Here is an 18172-nt window from a genome sequence, read left to right on the forward strand (position 1 = left end):
ATATCTCCTCTCGAAATCTTTGAATATATTATTTCAACAATGAAACTTAATTATATGAAACATAATCCTCATCTATATTTCACATCGTTAATAAATCTACGTAAAATGGAGAGCCATTCTCGTTCACTTCCCCTAGTCTTAAATTCTTTACCACCCTCACTCCGCGATAACCATTATCAATGATAATGATTATCGTTATTAAGTATATATTTAATATTAGCTTATTTCAAGAATGATTTGAAAAATTTTAAAAAACTGAACAAAAAAGAAGTATCTCCTTTTTTCAGGAAGATACTTCTTTTTTAGAAATCTATATGTAATTCAACTGGACAATGGTCTGATCCCATCACTTCACTATTAATTTTCGCATCGGTAATTTTATGTTTTAGCCTTTCAGAAGTTACAAAATAATCTAAGCGCCATCCGATATTTTTCGCTCTTGCTCCCATACGGTATGACCACCATGAATATGCTCCTTCTTGATCAGGATATAAAAAGCGATATGTATCAACAAAGCCTTCTTCTAAAATATTTGTAAATTTCTCTCTTTCTTCATCCGAAAAACCAGGATTTTTTCGATTACTTTTCGGATTTTTTAAATCTATTTCTTTATGAGCAACATTTAAATCTCCACAAAAAATAACTGGTTTCTTTTCATCTAATCGCTTAATATAGGCCCTGAAATCATCTTCCCATTCCATTCTGTAATCTAAACGCTCTAATCCTCGTTTTGAGTTTGGCGTATATAACGTTATTATGTAAAAATCTTCGAATTCTAAAGTAATAACTCTTCCTTCTTGATCATGCTCTTCAATACCTAAACCATATGTAACAGCAATCGGTTCTTTTCTCGTAAAAATAGCAGTTCCTGAATACCCCTTTTTCACAGCATAATTCCAATACGTATAATATCCCTCGGGATTTAAATCAATTTGTCCACTTTGTAATTTAATTTCTTGTAGACAAAATATATCTGTATTGGATTCTTCTAGATATTCTAGAAATCCACCTTTTGCAATAACTGCCCGCAAACCATTTACATTCCATGAAATTAACTTCACTTATAGTCCTCCTCTTGATGTTCACTTTCAAAGTTCATGCTATCACAAAATAGAAAAACAATCATACTTTCACCTTTGTAATCTTGCTCTTACATCCGTAATTACGTACATATGTGCTTTATTCAGGTTATACTAATTTCAGAGGTGATGTTCTTTGCAAAATGAAGGATTTACATTGACGAGTGAGTATTGGCAAGCAATTATTCATAATGATTCTTCATACGATAACAGATTCTTTTATGCTGTAAAATCAACCGGGATTTTTTGCCGACCATCGTGCAAATCGAGAATACCGAATAAAAACAACGTACGAATTTTTCTAAATGCAGAGCAAGCACTGCATGAACACTTTCGTCCGTGCAAACGCTGTAAACCAAACGGGATAACTTTACCTAATAAAGAGTGGGTAGAACAAATTAAAGACTGTATCGAAAAGCATTTTGATGAAGTATTAACTCTCGACATACTTGCGGAAATGTGCCACGGTAGCCCATTTCATTTACAACGCACGTTCAAAAGAATGACAGGTATAAGTCCAATAGAATATATACAGCAATTCAGAATTACAAAAGCGACAGAATACCTATCACATACAAATCAATCCATTATGGAAATTAGCACTGCTGTTGGGATAGAAAACCCGGAGTATTTCGCGACTTTATTTAAAAAGAAGACAGGATTTACCCCTACTGAATATCGAAAAAAGTACGGAACAAAAGAGGAATGAAATAATGAAACCATATGAAAATAAAACTATATATTGGACATTGCTTATTCATAAACATTGGCGTATGCATATTGCCGCCACTTCAAATGGATTATGCTTCATCGGATCACAAAATAAAACTATTGAGGAACTAAATACGTGGGCTAAAAAGAAACTTCCACAGCATACATTCATCCAAAATCCAGATTATTTGCAAACATATACAAAAGAACTTGTCGAGTATTTGGAAAACAAACTAGAAACCTTTACAATTCCTATCGATGTTTACGGAACTGCATTTCAATTATCTGTTTGGAGTACGGTACGTGAAATTCCTTATGGAAAGACATATTCTTATTCAGAGATTGCAGAAAGAATTCAAAATCCTAAAGCTGTACGTGCTGTTGGAGCTGCTATTGGAGCTAATCCTCTTCTAATTACAATTCCTTGTCACCGTGTTATAGGAAAAGATGGAAAGCTAACTGGTTTTAGAGGGGGATTAGAAATGAAGAATGAATTGCTCAAATTAGAAGCGCTTCGGGAGGAATAAATATGACAGAAGGTTGTAATGAAATATTATCTTTAGTCGTTCCAAAAGAATTTAGTTTTCAAGAAAACTTACGCTATCTATCACGTTCTAAAAATGAATGTATGTTTCATGTTGAAAACAATAAAATCTATAAAGTCATTCCTATTCAAGAAGTAAATCCTTTCGTTGAAATTTGTTTGAATGCCGATGATAATATTCAAATACGTTTTTTAGGAGAATCATATATCTCTGAAAAACGAGTCCGCGATGCTGTAGCTGACTATGTAAAAGAGTGGTTTGATTTAACTACTGATTTAGCTCCCTTTTATAAATTAGCAAAACATGATCGGCTCCTTCAAAAACCCCTTGAAAAGTATTATGGGCTTCGCACTTTAGGTATTCCAGATTTATTTGAAGCACTGTGCTGGGGGATTCTCGGTCAACAAATCAACCTCACCTATGCCTATACTCTAAAAAGAAGATTAGTCGAAAACTTTGGCAATTATGTAGAATGGAACGATAGAAAACATTGGATATTCCCCTCACCTGAAGTAATAGCAAATCTAAGTATAGAAGATCTCGCAATATTAAAAATGACTACAAGAAAATGTGAATACTTAATTGACATCGCACAGCTCATTACAGAAGGTAAATTATCAAAAGAATCTCTATTACAAATACAAGATGTGAAGCAAGCTGAAGAACAATTAACTAGCATTCGCGGTATAGGGCCATGGACGGCTCACTATGTTTTAATGCGCTGCTTACGATTCCCTTCAGCCTTTCCAATTGATGATGTCGGCCTGCATAATGCTATCAAATTTATTACAGGTGCCGAAAAGAAACCGACTAAAAACGAAATAAAAGAATTTGCAGCAAATTGGACAAGTTGGGAGTCTTACGCGACTTTCTATTTGTGGCGAGTGCTATATTAAAATTTCCTAATAAAAAATAGATAGGCAAACCTATCTATTTTTTCACATGTAAAAACTTCACACATACTGGTTCTGGAACATTTACACCCGCCTGTACAAGCATTAACTTACCTGTCAATTCATTCCTAGTAAATAAAGTCAATGTATTAGATTTTTCATTCGCAGCAATTAAAAATCTTTCGGTCGGATCTAAAGAAAAGTCCCGTGGCCAATCCCCTTCTGTCGATACTGTTTCAATAAGAGTTAGCTCTCCATTATGCCCATTTACTCGGAAAACTGCGATACTATTATGCCCTCTATTTGCTGCGTAAACGAATTTGCCATCAGAAGAAATATAAATTGCACTTCCATAACTCTCTTCACTATACTCTTCAGGTAATGCCGAGATGTATTGTTTTTCTTTAAAACTGCCACTCTGTGCATCATATTGCAGTACAATAATTTCTGAACTTAATTCTGTCATAACATATGCATACTGCACACTTGGATGAAATATAAGATGCCTTGGACCACTACCATGTTTTACAGATAAACGGGTAACTTCTATTAGGTCTCCATCACTTTCTTTATATGTAATCAACTTATCTATTCCTAAATCAACTGCTACTACATATTTTTCATCAGGAGTAAAATCCATATAATGAGCATGTGCCTTTTCTTGTCTTTCTTTATTTAGTCCTGACCCTTTATGTTCTACAATTTCCTTAGCAACATTTAAACTTCCATTATCCTTTTTCACTAAATAGGACTCTACTGTTCCTTTATGATAATTCGCTGCTACTACTATACTATTCTCCCGATTCACACTTACATAGCACGGCGATGCCCCTTCGAAAACTTGCATATTAATCGAATTTAGATTACCGGATTTATTATGAATGGAAAAACTAGCAATTCCACCTAATCCATTATCTTTCGCAACAGAATAAAGGTACTCGTTGTTATGACTAATCGTTACATATGTCGGACTTCCTATATGTGCTGCTAATTCAATCCCTTTAATTTCTCCAATGTTCGTATCAAGTATAAATTTATAAATCCCCTTACTATCCACCTTTGTATATGTCCCTATATAACCATGATACTGATTTTCACTCATAACATTTCCCCCTTTTACACATGTCTTGTAAACAAGTTTCACCTTGTATTTTTTACTATAGAAAAGAACCAAGTAGTACTTCATGACTACTTGGTTCTCTTTTTAAGCTTGCTCTTCAAATCGTCTTGCGATTTCTACAATAACTTGAACAGCTTTTTCCATAGTATCTACCGAAACATATTCAAATTTACCATGGTAGTTTTCACCGCCAGTAAAAATGTTTGGTGTTGGTAATCCCATATATGATAATTGAGATCCATCTGTCCCGCCGCGAATCGGATGAATATTCGGTTCAATATTTAAACTTTTCATTGCCTCATACGCAATATCAACAATTTCTCTCACCGGCTCAATTTTTTCAAGCATATTATAATACTGATCATTCATCTCTAAAACGATTGCATCTTCGCCGTACTTCTCTTGCATGTTTTTCACAATATCTTGGATGTTATTTTTACGCGCTTCAAAATGATTACGATCAAAATCTCGAATAATATAGTAAGCTTTACTCTGCTCAACATCACCATTTAAAGAAAGTAAATGATAAAACCCTTCATACCCTTCAGTATATTCTGGCGCTTCTTCTACTGGCAAGTATCTATCAAATTCCATAGCGAGTTTACTTGCATTACGCATTTTATTTTTCGCTGTTCCAGGATGTGTATTTGTCCCTTTAAAAGTTAACTTAGCGCTTGCAGCATTAAAACTTTCATATTCTAAACCACCTAATGGCCCTCCGTCCATCGTATAAGCAAATGATGCACCAAATGCTTCTACATCAAAATGAGATGGTCCACGGCCAATCTCTTCATCTGGTGTGAATGCTACTCTTATTTTCCCATGCTTAATTTGCGGATTATGTATTAAATAATTCATTGCCACCATGATTTCTGTAAGACCAGCTTTATCATCTGCTCCAAGAAGTGTTGTACCATCAGTTGTAATAATTGTATGTCCTTTATATGATGGTAATTCTGGGAACTGTTCAGGTGTTAATACAACATTTAACTCCTTATTTAACGTAATCGCATTACCATCAAAATCTTCATGAATTTGTGGTTTTACGTTTTTCCCCGTAAAGTCTGTTGCTGTATCTAAATGTGCTAAAAAACCGATTACAGGAACATCTTTATCTGTATTTGCAGGAAGTGTTGCCATTACATAACCATTATCATCCATCGTCACTTCCGATAATCCAATCTCTTTTAACTCTTCTACTAATAACTTACCAAATTCAATCTGTCCTGGTGTTGTTGGCACTGTATGACTTTCTTCATTTGATTGTGTATCAATCTTCACATATCTCGTAAATCTTTCAATAAGTTCTTGTTTCAAATTCGTTCACTCCTTTTTCTATTTCTTTCTCTATTATAATCCTTATAACGAAATATTTTAACTTTTTCGACTGCGAAAGTGTATATTTTATTTACATTGTTAATAATTTTACACAAATCCTAAAAAGACATAATATTTGATACGGTTGCTTTCTCTTCAAAAAAAGAGTGTGTTTTAAAACACACTCCATATACCCCATTTCATTCTTCTCTCCATAATCTCTCTACATTTATTAATTGCTGTTCTTTAAATTCTAGCTTATACACGTCCGGTTTTGATGTACTCATTAAAAATTCAAGCCCATATTGATTATCAAAATAGTTCATCATTAGTGTCATTACAAGCCCATGTGTACCAATTACAATTTTATGTCCTTGAAAATTCATTAATATTTCTTTTAATACTCTCACTACTCTTCTCTGACAATCCGCATACGATTCTCCTTCAGTTAGTGCAAAAGTAAGATTAGAGAACATTTTCTTTACGAGTGGATATACCTCTTTATCTGATATAATCTTATCCTCACTTGAAAACCTACACTCTTTAAGATTTTCATATACTAATATTTCTTTTTCATAGAAATTAGCTGACTCTTCTATCGTTAACATAGCCCGATTATACGGACTTGAAATGAAAGTATTAATCTCCTCTGTTTTTAATATCTTAGTTACTCTATGAGCATCCAAATTTCCCTTCTCAGTTAATCCACGTGTTCTTTCATCTCCTTCTAATTTTGGTGATTCACCATGCCTAACCATATAGATATATGTATTCATAAGTCCTCCTTGAAAATATTTATAAGTTAATTACTTATTTTAATCTCTGCCGTTTCAAAACTTGAGTACAATCAAAATATTAATTAATTCTTCTTTTAAACTATTTTATGAACTTTGCTAAACTGTTCGTCTAATCCATTCCCAAACTAAACTCTCAAATAGATCAGGCTGTTCAATTTGCAAATTATGTCCCGCCATATCTAACACCGCTAATGTTGCTCTTGGGTAATCTTCAATAATTCGTACAATATCTTGATAACCTACTGATATATCTTGTCTCCCAGCTAACAATAGAACTGGTTTCTCATATTTCTTACGATGAAAGTCTAAAGTAAAAGAATAATTCTTTTGTAATCTTTCAATAAATTCATTATTAGCAACATCTAGACCCGGCTTAATCTCTTCTTTGAATCGCTTATATGTATATTCATTCGCTACCACTGCTAATTCGCAAAATTCTTCCCTTTCGGTTGAAGTGAGCGTTTTTAAAAATTCCTCATCTCTTACAATTACCTGTTTATCTGGTAGAAGTCTTTTTCCTGGTTGTGCTACAACAACAGGACATACTAATAATAATCCATTAACCCTCTCAAACATCTTTGAAAGTATCCCTCTAGCTAAATATCCCCCGTATGATTCTCCTACCAATAAAAATTCTTCAGCAGAAATGATTTCCTCAATAAATGTGATAAGCACTTCTACTATACGATCTGAACTATTTATCCAATCTGGAGCAGTCGATTTCCCCATGCCAGGTAAATCAATATAAATTCTTTGATAATCTTCATATTTCTGAAATACTGATTCCATACACCTCTTCATTAACCTATGGTCAGGAGCACAACCATGTATGATAATGACTGGTTTACCTTCTCCCTCAATTTCATAGTATATTTCTGCGTCCTTAATCCGGCATATCATAAAAAAGACCTCCCTAGTTTTATATTTATCTTTAAAGACAACTGTCTCAAACCAATAGGAATATACGTTCTTATTCTATATCTTTTCATAACATTTTTTCAAATTTTAATTTTCAGACTTAAAAACCAAAAAGCTTCCTCCTAGTTTTATTTCTTAGAAGGAAGCCAATATATTTTTACCTTATCGAAATTCGAAACCTTATTCTTATTTGTTTCATTACCCTTTATTCTTCCATTTTCATTAACACAATTCTCCAACCATCCGGATCCTCTATCGTTATCCCCTTATCTTTCCAATATGGATTTTCTGGTTCTACTTCATCGTATCCCATTGCATGCAGCCTTTTACTCACTTTTTTCATTTCACTATCCTCACGCATGTAAAATACAAGTAAATTGTCTTTTGTTGGAGCCGGACAAGGGCTTCCATCTATATGTCTTGTAAATTCTAAATGATACTCTTCATCTGGTAGACCGAACATGATCCCATCATAGCCATCATGATCGTAGAATTCACCTATACGTTTTAAACCTAATCCTTTTTCATAGAATGCTATAACCTCTTCAAATTTATCAGTTGGACGTGCTATTCTAAACTTCACCCATTTCATCATGATTTTTCCTCCATATTAAAAATTAATTACTGTATTACATATTATTGTATATAATCAACACGTTTCTTTAATCCCTCATTAGTATGAGAATAGCTACATACAAAGGTCTTACTTAATACTCTATAATAACGAAAAATTCACCTCATCTAGAGAGAAGTTCCCATCATTTTATCCCGCTATTTGCGGGCAGTAAGACTACCACCTCAAAATTCGGCGAACGCGAGGGAGTTATGTGGGAGTCGGGCTGCCCGTAAAAGCCCGATTGATGAGGGCTAAAAATCAGTGGGGATGGACAAAACCCCACCTGATTAAAGTTTCACTTTATATGCAATTTTACATCTCCGCTTGCAAATCACTAAAAAACCTTTAAAATCTAAAGGATGACTAAATATACAAATTCTATCTGCATTCCTTATAAATTAAAAATTATTGAACTCAATACTTTTTCAATTTTAAGAAGTATTACATTCTTCATTTTTTTCTTATAAGCATGCTTTTTATAAGGAAATCTGATACAATCCTTAAGTAATATTAATATGTATAGATATTACGAATATAGTACATACTTAAAGAAGGTGATTTTATTGAAAATAAATAAAAATTTACAACTATGTATATTAATTACAACGCTAATATGCTATTCAATCTATTTTATGTTTTTCTTTCTGTTCCCTACTCATTTTTCAAATTTCAATGTACGCTTCGCTTCACTCATCGTTGAAGTCATTACATTTATATCGCTAATTTACTCTATATATTCTAAAAAAGTTAGTTCAAATCCTTTTTGGATATGTATTACAATTGCAATTGGTAGTTTTTTATTAGGAAAAGTAGTATATACGTATCAAGATACCTTTTTCGAACTTCCAATACATCATTTTACTGTTTCTGATGTATTTTACATGTTTTTTCTATTCTTCTGTCTTATCGCTTTCTGCTATAAGATCTTAAAAGAATGCAATAAATGGGAAAAAGCTTTCTTTATTTGTGATATATGTATAGTACTTACTTCCATATTCACATTAGAATGGTATTTATTTAATCAGCCAAATTTAAATATATTCTCACTTTCACTCGGAGATATTTTCCTTTCATTTCTATATCCAATTGCAGATCTATTATTTCTTCTACTAGGTGTTAGTCTCTTTTTCCGCCCAACAATTTTTAAGTCCAAGCGGAAAATTTATATCTTTATTTTTGTATTAATTAGTTCTGCAACTTTTAACTATATTTATTTTTACTTAAATACCCATTTATCAACTGACACTATAACATTTTTACGTCTTCTATATAGAATACCTATATTGCTTATCGCAATAGCTGGGTCTATTTCAGAAGATGATAATAGCCATAAAAATTATTTCATTGTAAACCCTATACTAGGAAAGAAAGTTTTAGTCGTATTTCCCTATCTTGCTGTTGCAATACTAATCGGGTTTACGTTAAAAGAACAAACATCATCTTCAACTCTCATTACAGGGAATTGTATCGCTTTTGTTTTCGTACTTATTCGCCATTCTATTGTGCGTATGCAAAACGACACCCTAACAAAACGTTTACAAGTATTTAATGCTCAACTAGAAGAAAAAGTTACTTTAAGAACTTCTGATTTAGTCCATAAATCAGAGGCCCTATCTCAGAAACAACAAAAATTCAAATCATTATATGAATATCATCCTGACCCTATTTTTACAATTGATTTAAATGGAGTATTCTTAAATGTAAATAAGGCAGGAAGCGTCCTACTCGGAGCACCAACAAACGAGTTACTTGGTGAGACATGTTTTTCTATCATTTTAGATGCAGATAAACATAAACTGATATCTGCATTAGAAAAAGTTAAACAACAAGAATCCGCATCTTTACAACTTAGTTCTCAATATAAAGATGGCTTTACTTATTTTTTATACGTTACCATCGTTCCTATTATGATAGATGGACAAATTTCAGGAAGCTATATTATGGTAAAGGATATTACCGCACTAAAAAAACAACAAGAAGAAATAAAATATTTAGCATTCCACGATACTGTAACGAAAATTGGGAACCGATCCTTTTTCCATAGGAAGTTAAGAAAATTTATAAAAAATGCTCAAACAACACAAAGTGAGTTTGCATTATTATATTTAGATTTAGATCGCTTTAAAGTAATTAACGATACACTTGGACATTCGTCAGGTGATTACATATTAGAAGAAGTAGCAAAACGTTTCCAATCATGTCTTCCATCACATACTCATCTGTCAAGAATCGGTGGCGATGAATTTACAATTTTAATCGAAAACTATACGGACCATGATTCCTTATTCAAGTTATGTAACCAATTATTTGAAGGCATGAAAAAACCGTTTGTCCTACATGAGCATAAATTAACTTTATCACTTAGTATCGGCATCGCTATATATCCATGTGGTGGAATTGATACCGCTACACTCTTAAAAAACGCTAATGTTGCAATGTATGATGCTAAGGAAAAAGAGCTTAACTCTGTCTCTATTTATGACGATGTAATCGCTAAAAAAATCGAAAGACGATTACGATTAGAGAAAGATTTACCAAACGCAATTCAAAATGAAGAATTGTTCCTTTTATATCAACCTCAAGTTGATAGCAAATCAAATAAAATTATCGGTGCCGAAGCTTTAATCAGATGGAGCCATCCCGAATTAGGTGTTATTTCTCCGTATGAATTTATCCCTATCGCCGAAGAAACACTACAAATTATTCCAATAGGAAAATGGACATTACAGCAAGCCTGTCAGGAAATGAAACGTTGGCATACACTCGGATATTCTCATTTAAAAATAGGAGTAAATTTATCTGCTAAAGAATTTGAACAAGAAGACTTTGTAAAATCTATTTCTTCTACTTTAGCAACTACAGGCTTACCAGCAAGTTCCCTTGATCTAGAATTAACAGAACGAATTGCAATGATGGATGAGAGAGAAACATTGATAAAACTGCGTACACTAAAAAGTTTAGGGATTCACATTTCAATCGACGACTTTGGTACAGGCTATTCTTCCCTAGCCTACTTACCTTTATATCCAATCGATACGTTAAAAATCCCAAGAGAATTTATTACAATGTCTGAAACGTGTGAAGATGGAATGGAAATCATTAAAACGATCATCACATTAGCACATACATTAGGAATGTCTGTCATTGCTGAAGGTGTAGAAACGAAAGAACACGTAAATTTCCTTCAAAAAAATAAATGTCAGTTTATTCAAGGTTATTATTACAGTAAACCTATTTATACAAATGAATTTACTAAGCTGTTAGAAAACGGTATTCGTCCATAGTATATAGCTCTATACAGAATATAATCGGCATAAGTAACAATGAATTTGAACAACTATAGTAAAAAGGAAAGAAGATACCTTCTTTCCTTTTGTTTTTCTATTTAAATTTCTATTACTTCACCACTTCATTTATTATATCTATTAATTGATGAATTCCCTCATCATTTGTTTTCTTAAATCCATTCATGTTTTGAATATATCTCTCCTTATTGGCATACAACTTATTTACCGCATCTGTAAATGTACTGGCGCTTATTCTATCTTGAAGTAATACTTCCGCGTACCCTTGTCGTGCAAAATAGTCAGCATTTAAAACTTGATCCCCTCTACTGGAACCATTAGTTAACGGAATAAGCAACATCGGTTTCTTCAAAAATAACAATTCAGAAATAGCAGTAGAACCCGCTCTGGAAACTACAACACTTGCCATATTCAGTATATGCGGCAACTCTTCGCCTATATATTCAAATTGCATATAACCTTCCATTCCAATAGATGGATCCACCTTCCCTTTACCACACATATGAACAATATTAAAACTTAATAATAATGTATCTAAACTTTTCCTTACCATATCATTTATCCATTGTGCACCTTGACTCCCACCCATTATTAACAGTACCGGTTTATCTTGCCTAAATTTACAATAGCTTCTTCCTCGTAATACGTTACCGCTCTCAATTTCTTCCCTTACAATTGGTCCTACATAAACCTTTTTTTCATTACTTACATTCTCCCCTGTATGAGGGAATGTTGTGCATAGTTTTGTAGCAAAAGGTAATGCTATTTTATTTGCTAACCCTAACGTACTATCTGGCTCACGTATTACGATAGGTACATGATTTAACCATGCCCCTATAACTACAGGAACTGAAACAAACCCCCCTGCCGAAAAGATAACGTCAGGCTTCATTTTCTTAATTAATTTATAACTTTGTAAACAACCGTTTATAATTTTAAAAGGATCTTTAAAGTTCTCCCAATCCCAATATCTCCTAAGCTTCCCTGTTGAAATACTATTATACTTAACATTTTGAACTAATAATTTTTCAATTCCATTTTGAGATCCAATATACTCAACTCCCCATCCTTTTTCCATAAATTTAGGAATCAATACCATATTAATCATTACGTGTCCGGCTGTACCGCCCCCAGTAAAGAGAATCTTTTTATTCATAACTTATATCCACCTTTATCATTAAAAATCTAGCTTTATATTAATCTTTAACTCAAGTCCTATATCTTGTAAGAGATCTTTGATGAGTTCATAAAAATCATTTCCATACTCACTACACTCATACTGAGCAAAAACTTGAATCACATGCCTAGTTCTAGTCTCTAGTGCTGGCTTTATTCGATCAACCTTTTTTTCTTCCACATACGCTCGATATTGATTTATTGCCTCATAGAGGTGCAACACATGTGCTTCTTCATCTTTCCAATCCAGCGTATCAACAATCGAAAGAAATAGCGTACTTTGATTATCTATTGCTTCATAACTATTCATATACTTCTTACACCCTTTTTTATTTTTCATTGAATGCAGATGTCACTGTGCTTCGCATACTCAAGTACATCTTTCAATGATTGATGAAATTGGATTTTCGGGACCCAACCTAACTTTTTTATATCCTCTAACACTAAACTTTTATTTGAGTCACTCTCAAAATTATCTGTTTCTTTTATAGTAAAGTTCAGCTGTGTTAATCCTTTATATTGTTCTAGTACATCTAATAAAGATCGTTTTACTCCTGATCCAATATTATATTCTTTTCCATTTATACCATCACGTAATAACACATGATACGCTTTAACTACATCACGTACATCTAGAAAGTCCCTACTATCTTTCAAACTGTTTACTTCAATAATTGGTTCACTTTTACCCGACTCTATATCTATCATTTTTTTTGCCAGAATAGAACAAATACCATTCGATACTCCTGGACCAATTAAGTTCGAGGGCTTTGCAATGATAATATTTGAATCCATTAACCCACCCCAAGCCTCTGCGACGATTACTTGCATAGTTTTACTTAAACTATATGGATTTGAAAATTTTATGTTGTTCATACTATCTACTTGCAATGCAGATCCTATAACTAATGTTCTACAATGGGGTGCTTCTTGCTTAATTGCTTCTAATAAATATAACGTCCCTATCACATTAATCTCCATGTATTCAAGAGCAGCTGTCCAAGACTCTATGACCGAATTTCTTCCTGCTAAATGCAATACATAGTCTGGCTTTATTTGTTTAATTACCTTCATTACTTCGCCCTTATTAGTTAAATTACAAGTAATTCCATTCCTGCATTTTTCTCTATGTGAACGATTTTGAAACATAGGAATTACATGAAAGCCCTTGTCTAAAAAATATTGGCAAGCATGGCGCCCTGTGAAGCCATTTGCACCAGTTATTAAAAGGCTCACATTTTTTTTCATAGTAAAAATCCTCCTTTTTCTAACATTTGTTTCACCTCATGTTTTGCAAGTAAGTCTTGTTGAGAACTAAAACTCTTCACATCCACAAGCGGATAACTAGCATAATATTCTTGAAGTCCTTCTATAGGAATAGTCGGTAGTACCACAAAATAATTTTGATCAAAACTAATACTTGTTTTACTCTCTACCTCAGATAAAAGCATTTCACTTAATTTTTCACCAGGTCTTATCCCTACCTCTTTTATCTTCACGTTTTCTTTTTTTGAATCTTCAATCAATACTTTTGCTAAATCCGTTATTTTACATGCTGGCATTTTCATAACAAAGATTTCCCCTCCTCTTCCTTCAGATGCTGCTTTAAATAACAATCCAACAGCATCTTCAATTGTTAAGAAAAATCTAGTCATATTTTCATCAGTAATCCCTACCTGTGAAGACTTTTTAATTTGCTTTTTAAAGAGCGGTACCACACTTCCACTCGTCCCTAAAACATTTCCACCACGAACACAAATGAATTTTGTTTTCTTCGTTTGCACATTCGCATGAACCATTAACTTTTCACCAATTGCTTTTGTCATCCCATACGTATTTGATGGGTCGGCCGCTTTATCAGTTGAAACATATATAACTTTCTCAACTTGCTTCTGGATTGATGCTTCAATTACATTTTGCGTACCATGTATATTTGTTTTTATAGCTTCATAAGGATAATACTCACATACTGGAACATGTTTTAAAGCTGCAAGATGGAATACATAATGTACACCTTGGCAAGCATATACGAGTTGGTCTTTATCACGAATATCTCCAATAATAAATTTCAATCTATCTTCATTTATAAACTGTTGCTGCATTTCAAACTGAACTGTTTCATTTCTTGAAAAAACTCTAATTTCTTTCGGTGATTTTTCTAATAGTTGTTTTATAAGTTCATGCCCCCACGAACCTGTACCACCAGTAATTAAAATTATTTTATTAAGCATTCCTTTTCCTCCTACCGGACATTTCATTAAAAATTGTATTTATTAACGCGATTGAATTATTTTCAATTGATTCAAATCATAATCGTCGTTTGTTACATTTAATTGACAAAATAAAAAAACAGAAACTATTAAACATAGTTTCTGTTTTTTTATTTCACTTCTTAACAGTAAGATTTTTTCATACTGTTTGCATGATAACTATATTACTTGTAGAAAAACACCGTTCATTTATTTCTTATACTCGTAATAAAATAAATAGAATGGTCCATAGCCAATGCCATGTTTACATTCATGAAAAAAGGGAGGTAATGGAATGTACCAAAGCAATTCAAACAACTCAAATAATATATATAATGATCCTTCCAAAGCACTTCCTCTCTCCCTATTCGATGTAAAAAATGAGTTAAAACAAAAAAGCAAACTCATTCATTCTGGCACCATGTATACATTAACGAAAGAAGAGCAACTCATCATCGACAAAATAAAAGTACAGACAAAACAACTAAATAAAAATAACGTCACAAGAACACGTGCATACTATCAATTTTACATTCAATATCCCGAAATACATTGGGCACTACTTGGACATATGGTATCACGTAACGGTGGTTGGAATATGACTGATTTAAAGGGAGACTTATATACGAGGATTTTATCAGAGAAGGATCAAATTACATTTTTTTCTTTTTTAGAAAGAGGAAATTGGCTCATTTTTCAAGATGTATATCCTCAATTTTTGCTATATGAACAAAGTGTTAAAAAATCACAAAAGCTATTTCATCTTCTTCCTCACCTAAATGTTTCTACATTTATGGAAACGATGTGGAACGATTTTTGGAAAACAGGTAACAAAAAAACATTGGCGATCGCAACTATTATTAATGAACAAAACTACTTAGAAAAAAGGGTTATTCAAAATGTACACTTTCAAAAGACTGTACTAAATAGTATTGGATTTAAACTCTTTGATTTCTTTCAGTTTAATCATATCCTTTTCCCATTCTACGAAAATGATAAGAAACAAAAAGTATTACTATTTGGTGATACAATGAAACATTTTACGTCCTTGCATGAACGAATCTTAATTGGAAAAAGGTTGTATTCACTATTATTTCGGGATACACATATTTTATCTCAAATAATAAGTTGGGCCGAGCATCATCCACACACAGGCTCAAGGAAAGATTACTGGCCTCATTTATTTTCAAGTGTAAATGAATCTTTTTCCCGTGAGTTTTATAAACGCCGAATAAAGAAATGCCAGTTGCGTAGTGGTGCATATCGTATATACAGCCCTGCACTCATCTATGCATGGCGCGATATGAAACATGAAGAAGATAAAAGTAAAGATTGGTTTACTGATTGGCAAGTTGTAAATTACTTAGTTGATAAGGAGGAAAGTATAAGTGGACAAATTTCAGAAGACTACTGCAAAACACTCGAAAAAATTGAACTCGCCATTCTCGCAAAGAAAAATGTCCTCCTCCGAGAGGAAGAATGACTTTCTAGCTATAATAATTACAGTTTTTTTCTCTGCTATTATTGGAACTTGTTTAGATTCTTTCTTTGTTAATAAACAAATATATTCTTTTCCGGTTAGACCCTTCTCATCCATATTTTCAGTTAACATAGCTTTTACGTTGTTCGTACTGCCGATTTTAACAGCCTCTTTTATACAAATTTCAAAAACATTATCTACAGTTTCTAGAACTCTATTTATTATTTCAATAGGCGTTTGCGCTAGCATTTTTGAGCAAGTTGCTGAGAGGCTAGGTTTATTTGTACATAATGAGCATTGGCATCATACTTATTCTTTGTTTGGGTATATGATTTTTCTTGCTTTTATTTGGAAAGTATATCGTTGGCTACCAAAATAAAGAGACCGTTTGTATAACGGCCTCTCCTCTTAAGCATAATCTTCAATTCTTACTACTGAACGACTTTGAAGACTTTTTGATCGCAAACGATATGCAACTACTTTCTTCTTATATTGCTTTATTACATCAACGTGTTCCTCGTAGCTATATAAAGAAAACTTAATCGTTTTCTTTCCTATCTTCGTCTCAATAACTAATGGTGTTCCATTCCCTTGCGGCGGAAAATAATGCTTATCCAAAAATAAAGCCTCATTAAATTCATGAATAACTTGAAGTTTCATTTCTCCTTCTATACTTTCCCCATCTACAGTTACAGTAGTATTTTCCTCATCCAATTTTTGATGTAACTCAAATCTACTAATAATTGATTCTACGACAGAAGTTGGCATACTAGAAACTAGTACTTTAAGAGCACCAAAAATAAATAATGTAACTATAAACCATGTTGTCATTTTAATCATCTCCATTACACTCTAAAATGAGTAGTGTTATGCTCCTTATTACGATTCATTAATTTTCAAAATAAAAATTTCATTCCATAAGGTACTAATATACTAATAAGTATCCCTGTTACAATCATCGTTACCGAACCGATAGTTGCTTCTTTCTCTCCCTCTTTCACTAGACGACTCACACCAATGATATGTGATGCGCAGCCCATCCCAACTCCTTTTCCAATTGTACTTGTTATACGGAAAAGTTTAAGTACTGTCGGTCCTATGATAGCACCTGTTATTCCCGCAACAACTACAAAACTAGCGGTCATAGATGGAATACCCCCAATTTGTTCGGCTAATGAAATTGCAATAGGCATCGTCGCTAATTGCGGGATAGTTGTTAATATAAGTTCCTTATCTATATTCAACATTTCCCCAATCACTACATTCAAACTTATTAAAGCCACTATACCGATTACTACCCCAACAAGTATCGATAAGAAGTTTTTCATAAGTATTTTTCGTTCCTTAAATAGCGGTATTGCTAAAGCTACAATCGCAGGGCTCAAGAAACTGGAAAGAATATCTCCCCCATTTTCCTTATAATCTTGATGAGAGATCCCGAAAATAAGGAATATGCAAATCATAATTGCCGTAACTGTTAACACCGGTAAAGTAAATGGAAACGTAAATTTTTTATATAGCTTTGTCGCCAATAAATAAATCACTACAGTAATAAAAATTAAAACCATTTGAATAGCGCACCTTATCAATTTTATTTTTTAGATGTTATTAATAATTGACTTACATAACCTGAAATAATCAATGTTACTAAAGTACTTACAACAACTAGAAAGAACATAATACTACCCTTACTTAAAAGAAAAGAACCGTATTCCATTAACCCAGTCGTCGAAGGAATTAAAAATAAAGGTAAAAATACTATTAACTTTTCTGCACCTACCTCAAACCACTTTAATGGCAAAATACGAGTAGAAAGGAGTAGGAACAATATTAACATCCCTATTAAACTTCCTGGCATCGACAGATGGAATACTCCCTGAATCCACGTACCAGCTAAGCTAAACACATATAGCACGCCTACTTGAAGTAAAAGCGTCACGTACTTCATTTCTTTCCCTCATTTCAA

The 18172-nt window shown here is 32.9% G+C and carries 19 protein-coding genes; 6 read left to right on the top strand and 13 right to left on the bottom strand.

From position 1 onward, the window contains the following. Positions 1-302: 302 nt before the first annotated feature. Positions 303-1061 carry an exodeoxyribonuclease III gene (locus EXW56_RS17730; RefSeq protein WP_002199588.1) on the bottom strand — a complete coding sequence of 253 codons (759 nt, stop codon included), beginning with the start codon at positions 1059-1061 and terminating at the stop codon, positions 303-305. Between the two features lie 154 nt (positions 1062-1215). Between EXW56_RS17730 and EXW56_RS17735 the strand changes: the two genes are divergently transcribed. The 3 genes from EXW56_RS17735 to EXW56_RS17745 are packed head-to-tail and all read left to right on the top strand — an operon-like array spanning position 1216 to position 3231. After that, positions 1216-1788 carry a bifunctional transcriptional activator/DNA repair enzyme AdaA gene (locus EXW56_RS17735; RefSeq protein ID WP_002199587.1) on the top strand — a complete coding sequence of 191 codons (573 nt, stop codon included), beginning with the start codon at positions 1216-1218 and terminating at the stop codon, positions 1786-1788. A 4-nt stretch (positions 1789-1792) separates the two neighbouring features. Beyond that, complete coding sequence (locus EXW56_RS17740; RefSeq protein ID WP_002160804.1) at positions 1793-2317, top strand: methylated-DNA--[protein]-cysteine S-methyltransferase; 525 nt, start codon at positions 1793-1795, stop codon at positions 2315-2317. Positions 2318-2319: 2 nt separating this feature from the next. Continuing rightward, positions 2320-3231, top strand: a complete 912-nt coding sequence (locus tag EXW56_RS17745) for a DNA-3-methyladenine glycosylase 2 (RefSeq protein ID WP_002199586.1) — start codon at positions 2320-2322, stop codon at positions 3229-3231. 34 nt (positions 3232-3265) lie between these two features. On the opposite strand, the gene EXW56_RS17750 is transcribed toward EXW56_RS17745, so the two are convergent. From EXW56_RS17750 to EXW56_RS17770, 5 genes are all read right to left on the bottom strand, one after another. Beyond that, a complete protein-coding gene (locus EXW56_RS17750) occupies positions 3266-4330 on the bottom strand; it encodes a lactonase family protein (protein WP_002199585.1) in 1065 nt (354 codons plus the stop codon). Between the two features lie 102 nt (positions 4331-4432). Beyond that, the gene (pepT, locus tag EXW56_RS17755; RefSeq protein ID WP_002199584.1) at positions 4433-5665 is read right to left on the bottom strand and encodes a peptidase T; all 1233 of its coding nucleotides are present in this window, start codon (positions 5663-5665) and stop codon (positions 4433-4435) included. Between the two features lie 200 nt (positions 5666-5865). Further along, positions 5866-6441 (bottom strand): histidine phosphatase family protein, encoded by a 576-nt coding sequence (locus EXW56_RS17760; protein WP_098988351.1) that lies wholly within the window; start codon positions 6439-6441, stop codon positions 5866-5868. A gap of 117 nt (positions 6442-6558) precedes the next feature. Beyond that, the gene (locus EXW56_RS17765; RefSeq protein WP_098988352.1) at positions 6559-7362 is read right to left on the bottom strand and encodes an alpha/beta fold hydrolase; all 804 of its coding nucleotides are present in this window, start codon (positions 7360-7362) and stop codon (positions 6559-6561) included. A gap of 223 nt (positions 7363-7585) precedes the next feature. Further along, positions 7586-7975 (bottom strand): VOC family protein, encoded by a 390-nt coding sequence (locus EXW56_RS17770; protein WP_002199581.1) that lies wholly within the window; start codon positions 7973-7975, stop codon positions 7586-7588. 584 nt (positions 7976-8559) lie between these two features. Between EXW56_RS17770 and EXW56_RS17775 the strand changes: the two genes are divergently transcribed. Beyond that, positions 8560-11280, top strand: a complete 2721-nt coding sequence (locus EXW56_RS17775) for a GGDEF domain-containing phosphodiesterase (protein WP_215596825.1) — start codon at positions 8560-8562, stop codon at positions 11278-11280. 112 nt (positions 11281-11392) lie between these two features. Here EXW56_RS17775 and EXW56_RS17780 read toward each other — a convergent pair whose 3' ends face one another. Genes EXW56_RS17780 through EXW56_RS17795 form a run of 4 tightly spaced genes read right to left on the bottom strand, consistent with a single transcriptional unit; the run spans position 11393 to position 14708 of the window. Further along, positions 11393-12457 (bottom strand): undecaprenyldiphospho-muramoylpentapeptide beta-N-acetylglucosaminyltransferase, encoded by a 1065-nt coding sequence (locus EXW56_RS17780; RefSeq protein WP_002199579.1) that lies wholly within the window; start codon positions 12455-12457, stop codon positions 11393-11395. Positions 12458-12478: 21 nt separating this feature from the next. Next, positions 12479-12817: a DUF6572 domain-containing protein gene (locus tag EXW56_RS17785; RefSeq protein WP_002111306.1), complete on the bottom strand. Its 339-nt coding sequence runs from the start codon at positions 12815-12817 to the stop codon at positions 12479-12481. Further along, the gene (locus tag EXW56_RS17790) at positions 12814-13725 is read right to left on the bottom strand and encodes an SDR family oxidoreductase (protein WP_002111307.1); all 912 of its coding nucleotides are present in this window, start codon (positions 13723-13725) and stop codon (positions 12814-12816) included. The genes EXW56_RS17785 and EXW56_RS17790 overlap by 4 nt, the downstream gene beginning before the upstream one ends. Next, the gene (locus tag EXW56_RS17795; RefSeq protein WP_002111308.1) at positions 13722-14708 is read right to left on the bottom strand and encodes a UDP-N-acetylglucosamine 4,6-dehydratase family protein; all 987 of its coding nucleotides are present in this window, start codon (positions 14706-14708) and stop codon (positions 13722-13724) included. The genes EXW56_RS17790 and EXW56_RS17795 overlap by 4 nt, the downstream gene beginning before the upstream one ends. Positions 14709-15021: 313 nt before the next feature. Here EXW56_RS17795 and EXW56_RS17800 point away from each other — a divergent pair, with 313 nt between their 5' ends. Together EXW56_RS17800 and EXW56_RS27735 are read left to right on the top strand one after the other, a co-directional pair. Continuing rightward, complete coding sequence (locus EXW56_RS17800; RefSeq protein WP_215596826.1) at positions 15022-16209, top strand: DUF2515 domain-containing protein; 1188 nt, start codon at positions 15022-15024, stop codon at positions 16207-16209. Continuing rightward, positions 16184-16585 (top strand): CBO0543 family protein, encoded by a 402-nt coding sequence (locus EXW56_RS27735; RefSeq protein ID WP_098988354.1) that lies wholly within the window; start codon positions 16184-16186, stop codon positions 16583-16585. Before EXW56_RS17800 ends, EXW56_RS27735 begins: the two co-directional genes overlap by 26 nt. Before the next feature lie 29 nt (positions 16586-16614). On the opposite strand, the gene EXW56_RS17805 is transcribed toward EXW56_RS27735, so the two are convergent. From EXW56_RS17805 to EXW56_RS17815, 3 genes are all read right to left on the bottom strand, one after another. Continuing rightward, positions 16615-17037 carry a YfmQ family protein gene (locus EXW56_RS17805; protein ID WP_098988355.1) on the bottom strand — a complete coding sequence of 141 codons (423 nt, stop codon included), beginning with the start codon at positions 17035-17037 and terminating at the stop codon, positions 16615-16617. A 65-nt stretch (positions 17038-17102) separates the two neighbouring features. Continuing rightward, complete coding sequence (locus EXW56_RS17810; RefSeq protein WP_098988356.1) at positions 17103-17774, bottom strand: LrgB family protein; 672 nt, start codon at positions 17772-17774, stop codon at positions 17103-17105. A 23-nt stretch (positions 17775-17797) separates the two neighbouring features. After that, positions 17798-18154 carry a CidA/LrgA family holin-like protein gene (locus EXW56_RS17815; RefSeq protein ID WP_098988357.1) on the bottom strand — a complete coding sequence of 119 codons (357 nt, stop codon included), beginning with the start codon at positions 18152-18154 and terminating at the stop codon, positions 17798-17800. Between the last annotated feature and the right edge of the window lie 18 nt (positions 18155-18172).

It is taken from the genome of Bacillus mycoides (assembly GCF_018742245.1).
Taxonomy (GTDB): Bacteria; Bacillota; Bacilli; order Bacillales; family Bacillaceae_G; genus Bacillus_A; species Bacillus_A cereus_U.

What these genes read in the sequence shown, in the direction of transcription:
- EXW56_RS17740 (WP_002160804.1), top strand. Translation starts at nt 1,793, where the DNA reads ATGAAACCATATGAAAATAAAACTATATATTGGACATTGCTTATTCAT.
- EXW56_RS17745 (WP_002199586.1), top strand. Translation starts at nt 2,320, where the DNA reads ATGACAGAAGGTTGTAATGAAATATTATCTTTAGTCGTTCCAAAAGAA.
- EXW56_RS17750 (WP_002199585.1), bottom strand. Translation starts at nt 4,330, where the DNA reads ATGAGTGAAAATCAGTATCATGGTTATATAGGGACATATACAAAGGTG.
- EXW56_RS17760 (WP_098988351.1), bottom strand. Translation starts at nt 6,441, where the DNA reads ATGAATACATATATCTATATGGTTAGGCATGGTGAATCACCAAAATTA.
- EXW56_RS17765 (WP_098988352.1), bottom strand. Translation starts at nt 7,362, where the DNA reads ATGATATGCCGGATTAAGGACGCAGAAATATACTATGAAATTGAGGGA.
- EXW56_RS17770 (WP_002199581.1), bottom strand. Translation starts at nt 7,975, where the DNA reads ATGATGAAATGGGTGAAGTTTAGAATAGCACGTCCAACTGATAAATTT.
- EXW56_RS17780 (WP_002199579.1), bottom strand. Translation starts at nt 12,457, where the DNA reads ATGAATAAAAAGATTCTCTTTACTGGGGGCGGTACAGCCGGACACGTA.
- EXW56_RS17785 (WP_002111306.1), bottom strand. Translation starts at nt 12,817, where the DNA reads ATGAAAAATAAAAAAGGGTGTAAGAAGTATATGAATAGTTATGAAGCA.
- EXW56_RS17790 (WP_002111307.1), bottom strand. Translation starts at nt 13,725, where the DNA reads ATGAAAAAAAATGTGAGCCTTTTAATAACTGGTGCAAATGGCTTCACA.
- EXW56_RS17795 (WP_002111308.1), bottom strand. Translation starts at nt 14,708, where the DNA reads ATGCTTAATAAAATAATTTTAATTACTGGTGGTACAGGTTCGTGGGGG.
- EXW56_RS17800 (WP_215596826.1), top strand. Translation starts at nt 15,022, where the DNA reads ATGTACCAAAGCAATTCAAACAACTCAAATAATATATATAATGATCCT.
- EXW56_RS27735 (WP_098988354.1), top strand. Translation starts at nt 16,184, where the DNA reads ATGTCCTCCTCCGAGAGGAAGAATGACTTTCTAGCTATAATAATTACA.
- EXW56_RS17805 (WP_098988355.1), bottom strand. Translation starts at nt 17,037, where the DNA reads ATGACAACATGGTTTATAGTTACATTATTTATTTTTGGTGCTCTTAAA.
- EXW56_RS17810 (WP_098988356.1), bottom strand. Translation starts at nt 17,774, where the DNA reads ATGGTTTTAATTTTTATTACTGTAGTGATTTATTTATTGGCGACAAAG.
- EXW56_RS17815 (WP_098988357.1), bottom strand. Translation starts at nt 18,154, where the DNA reads ATGAAGTACGTGACGCTTTTACTTCAAGTAGGCGTGCTATATGTGTTT.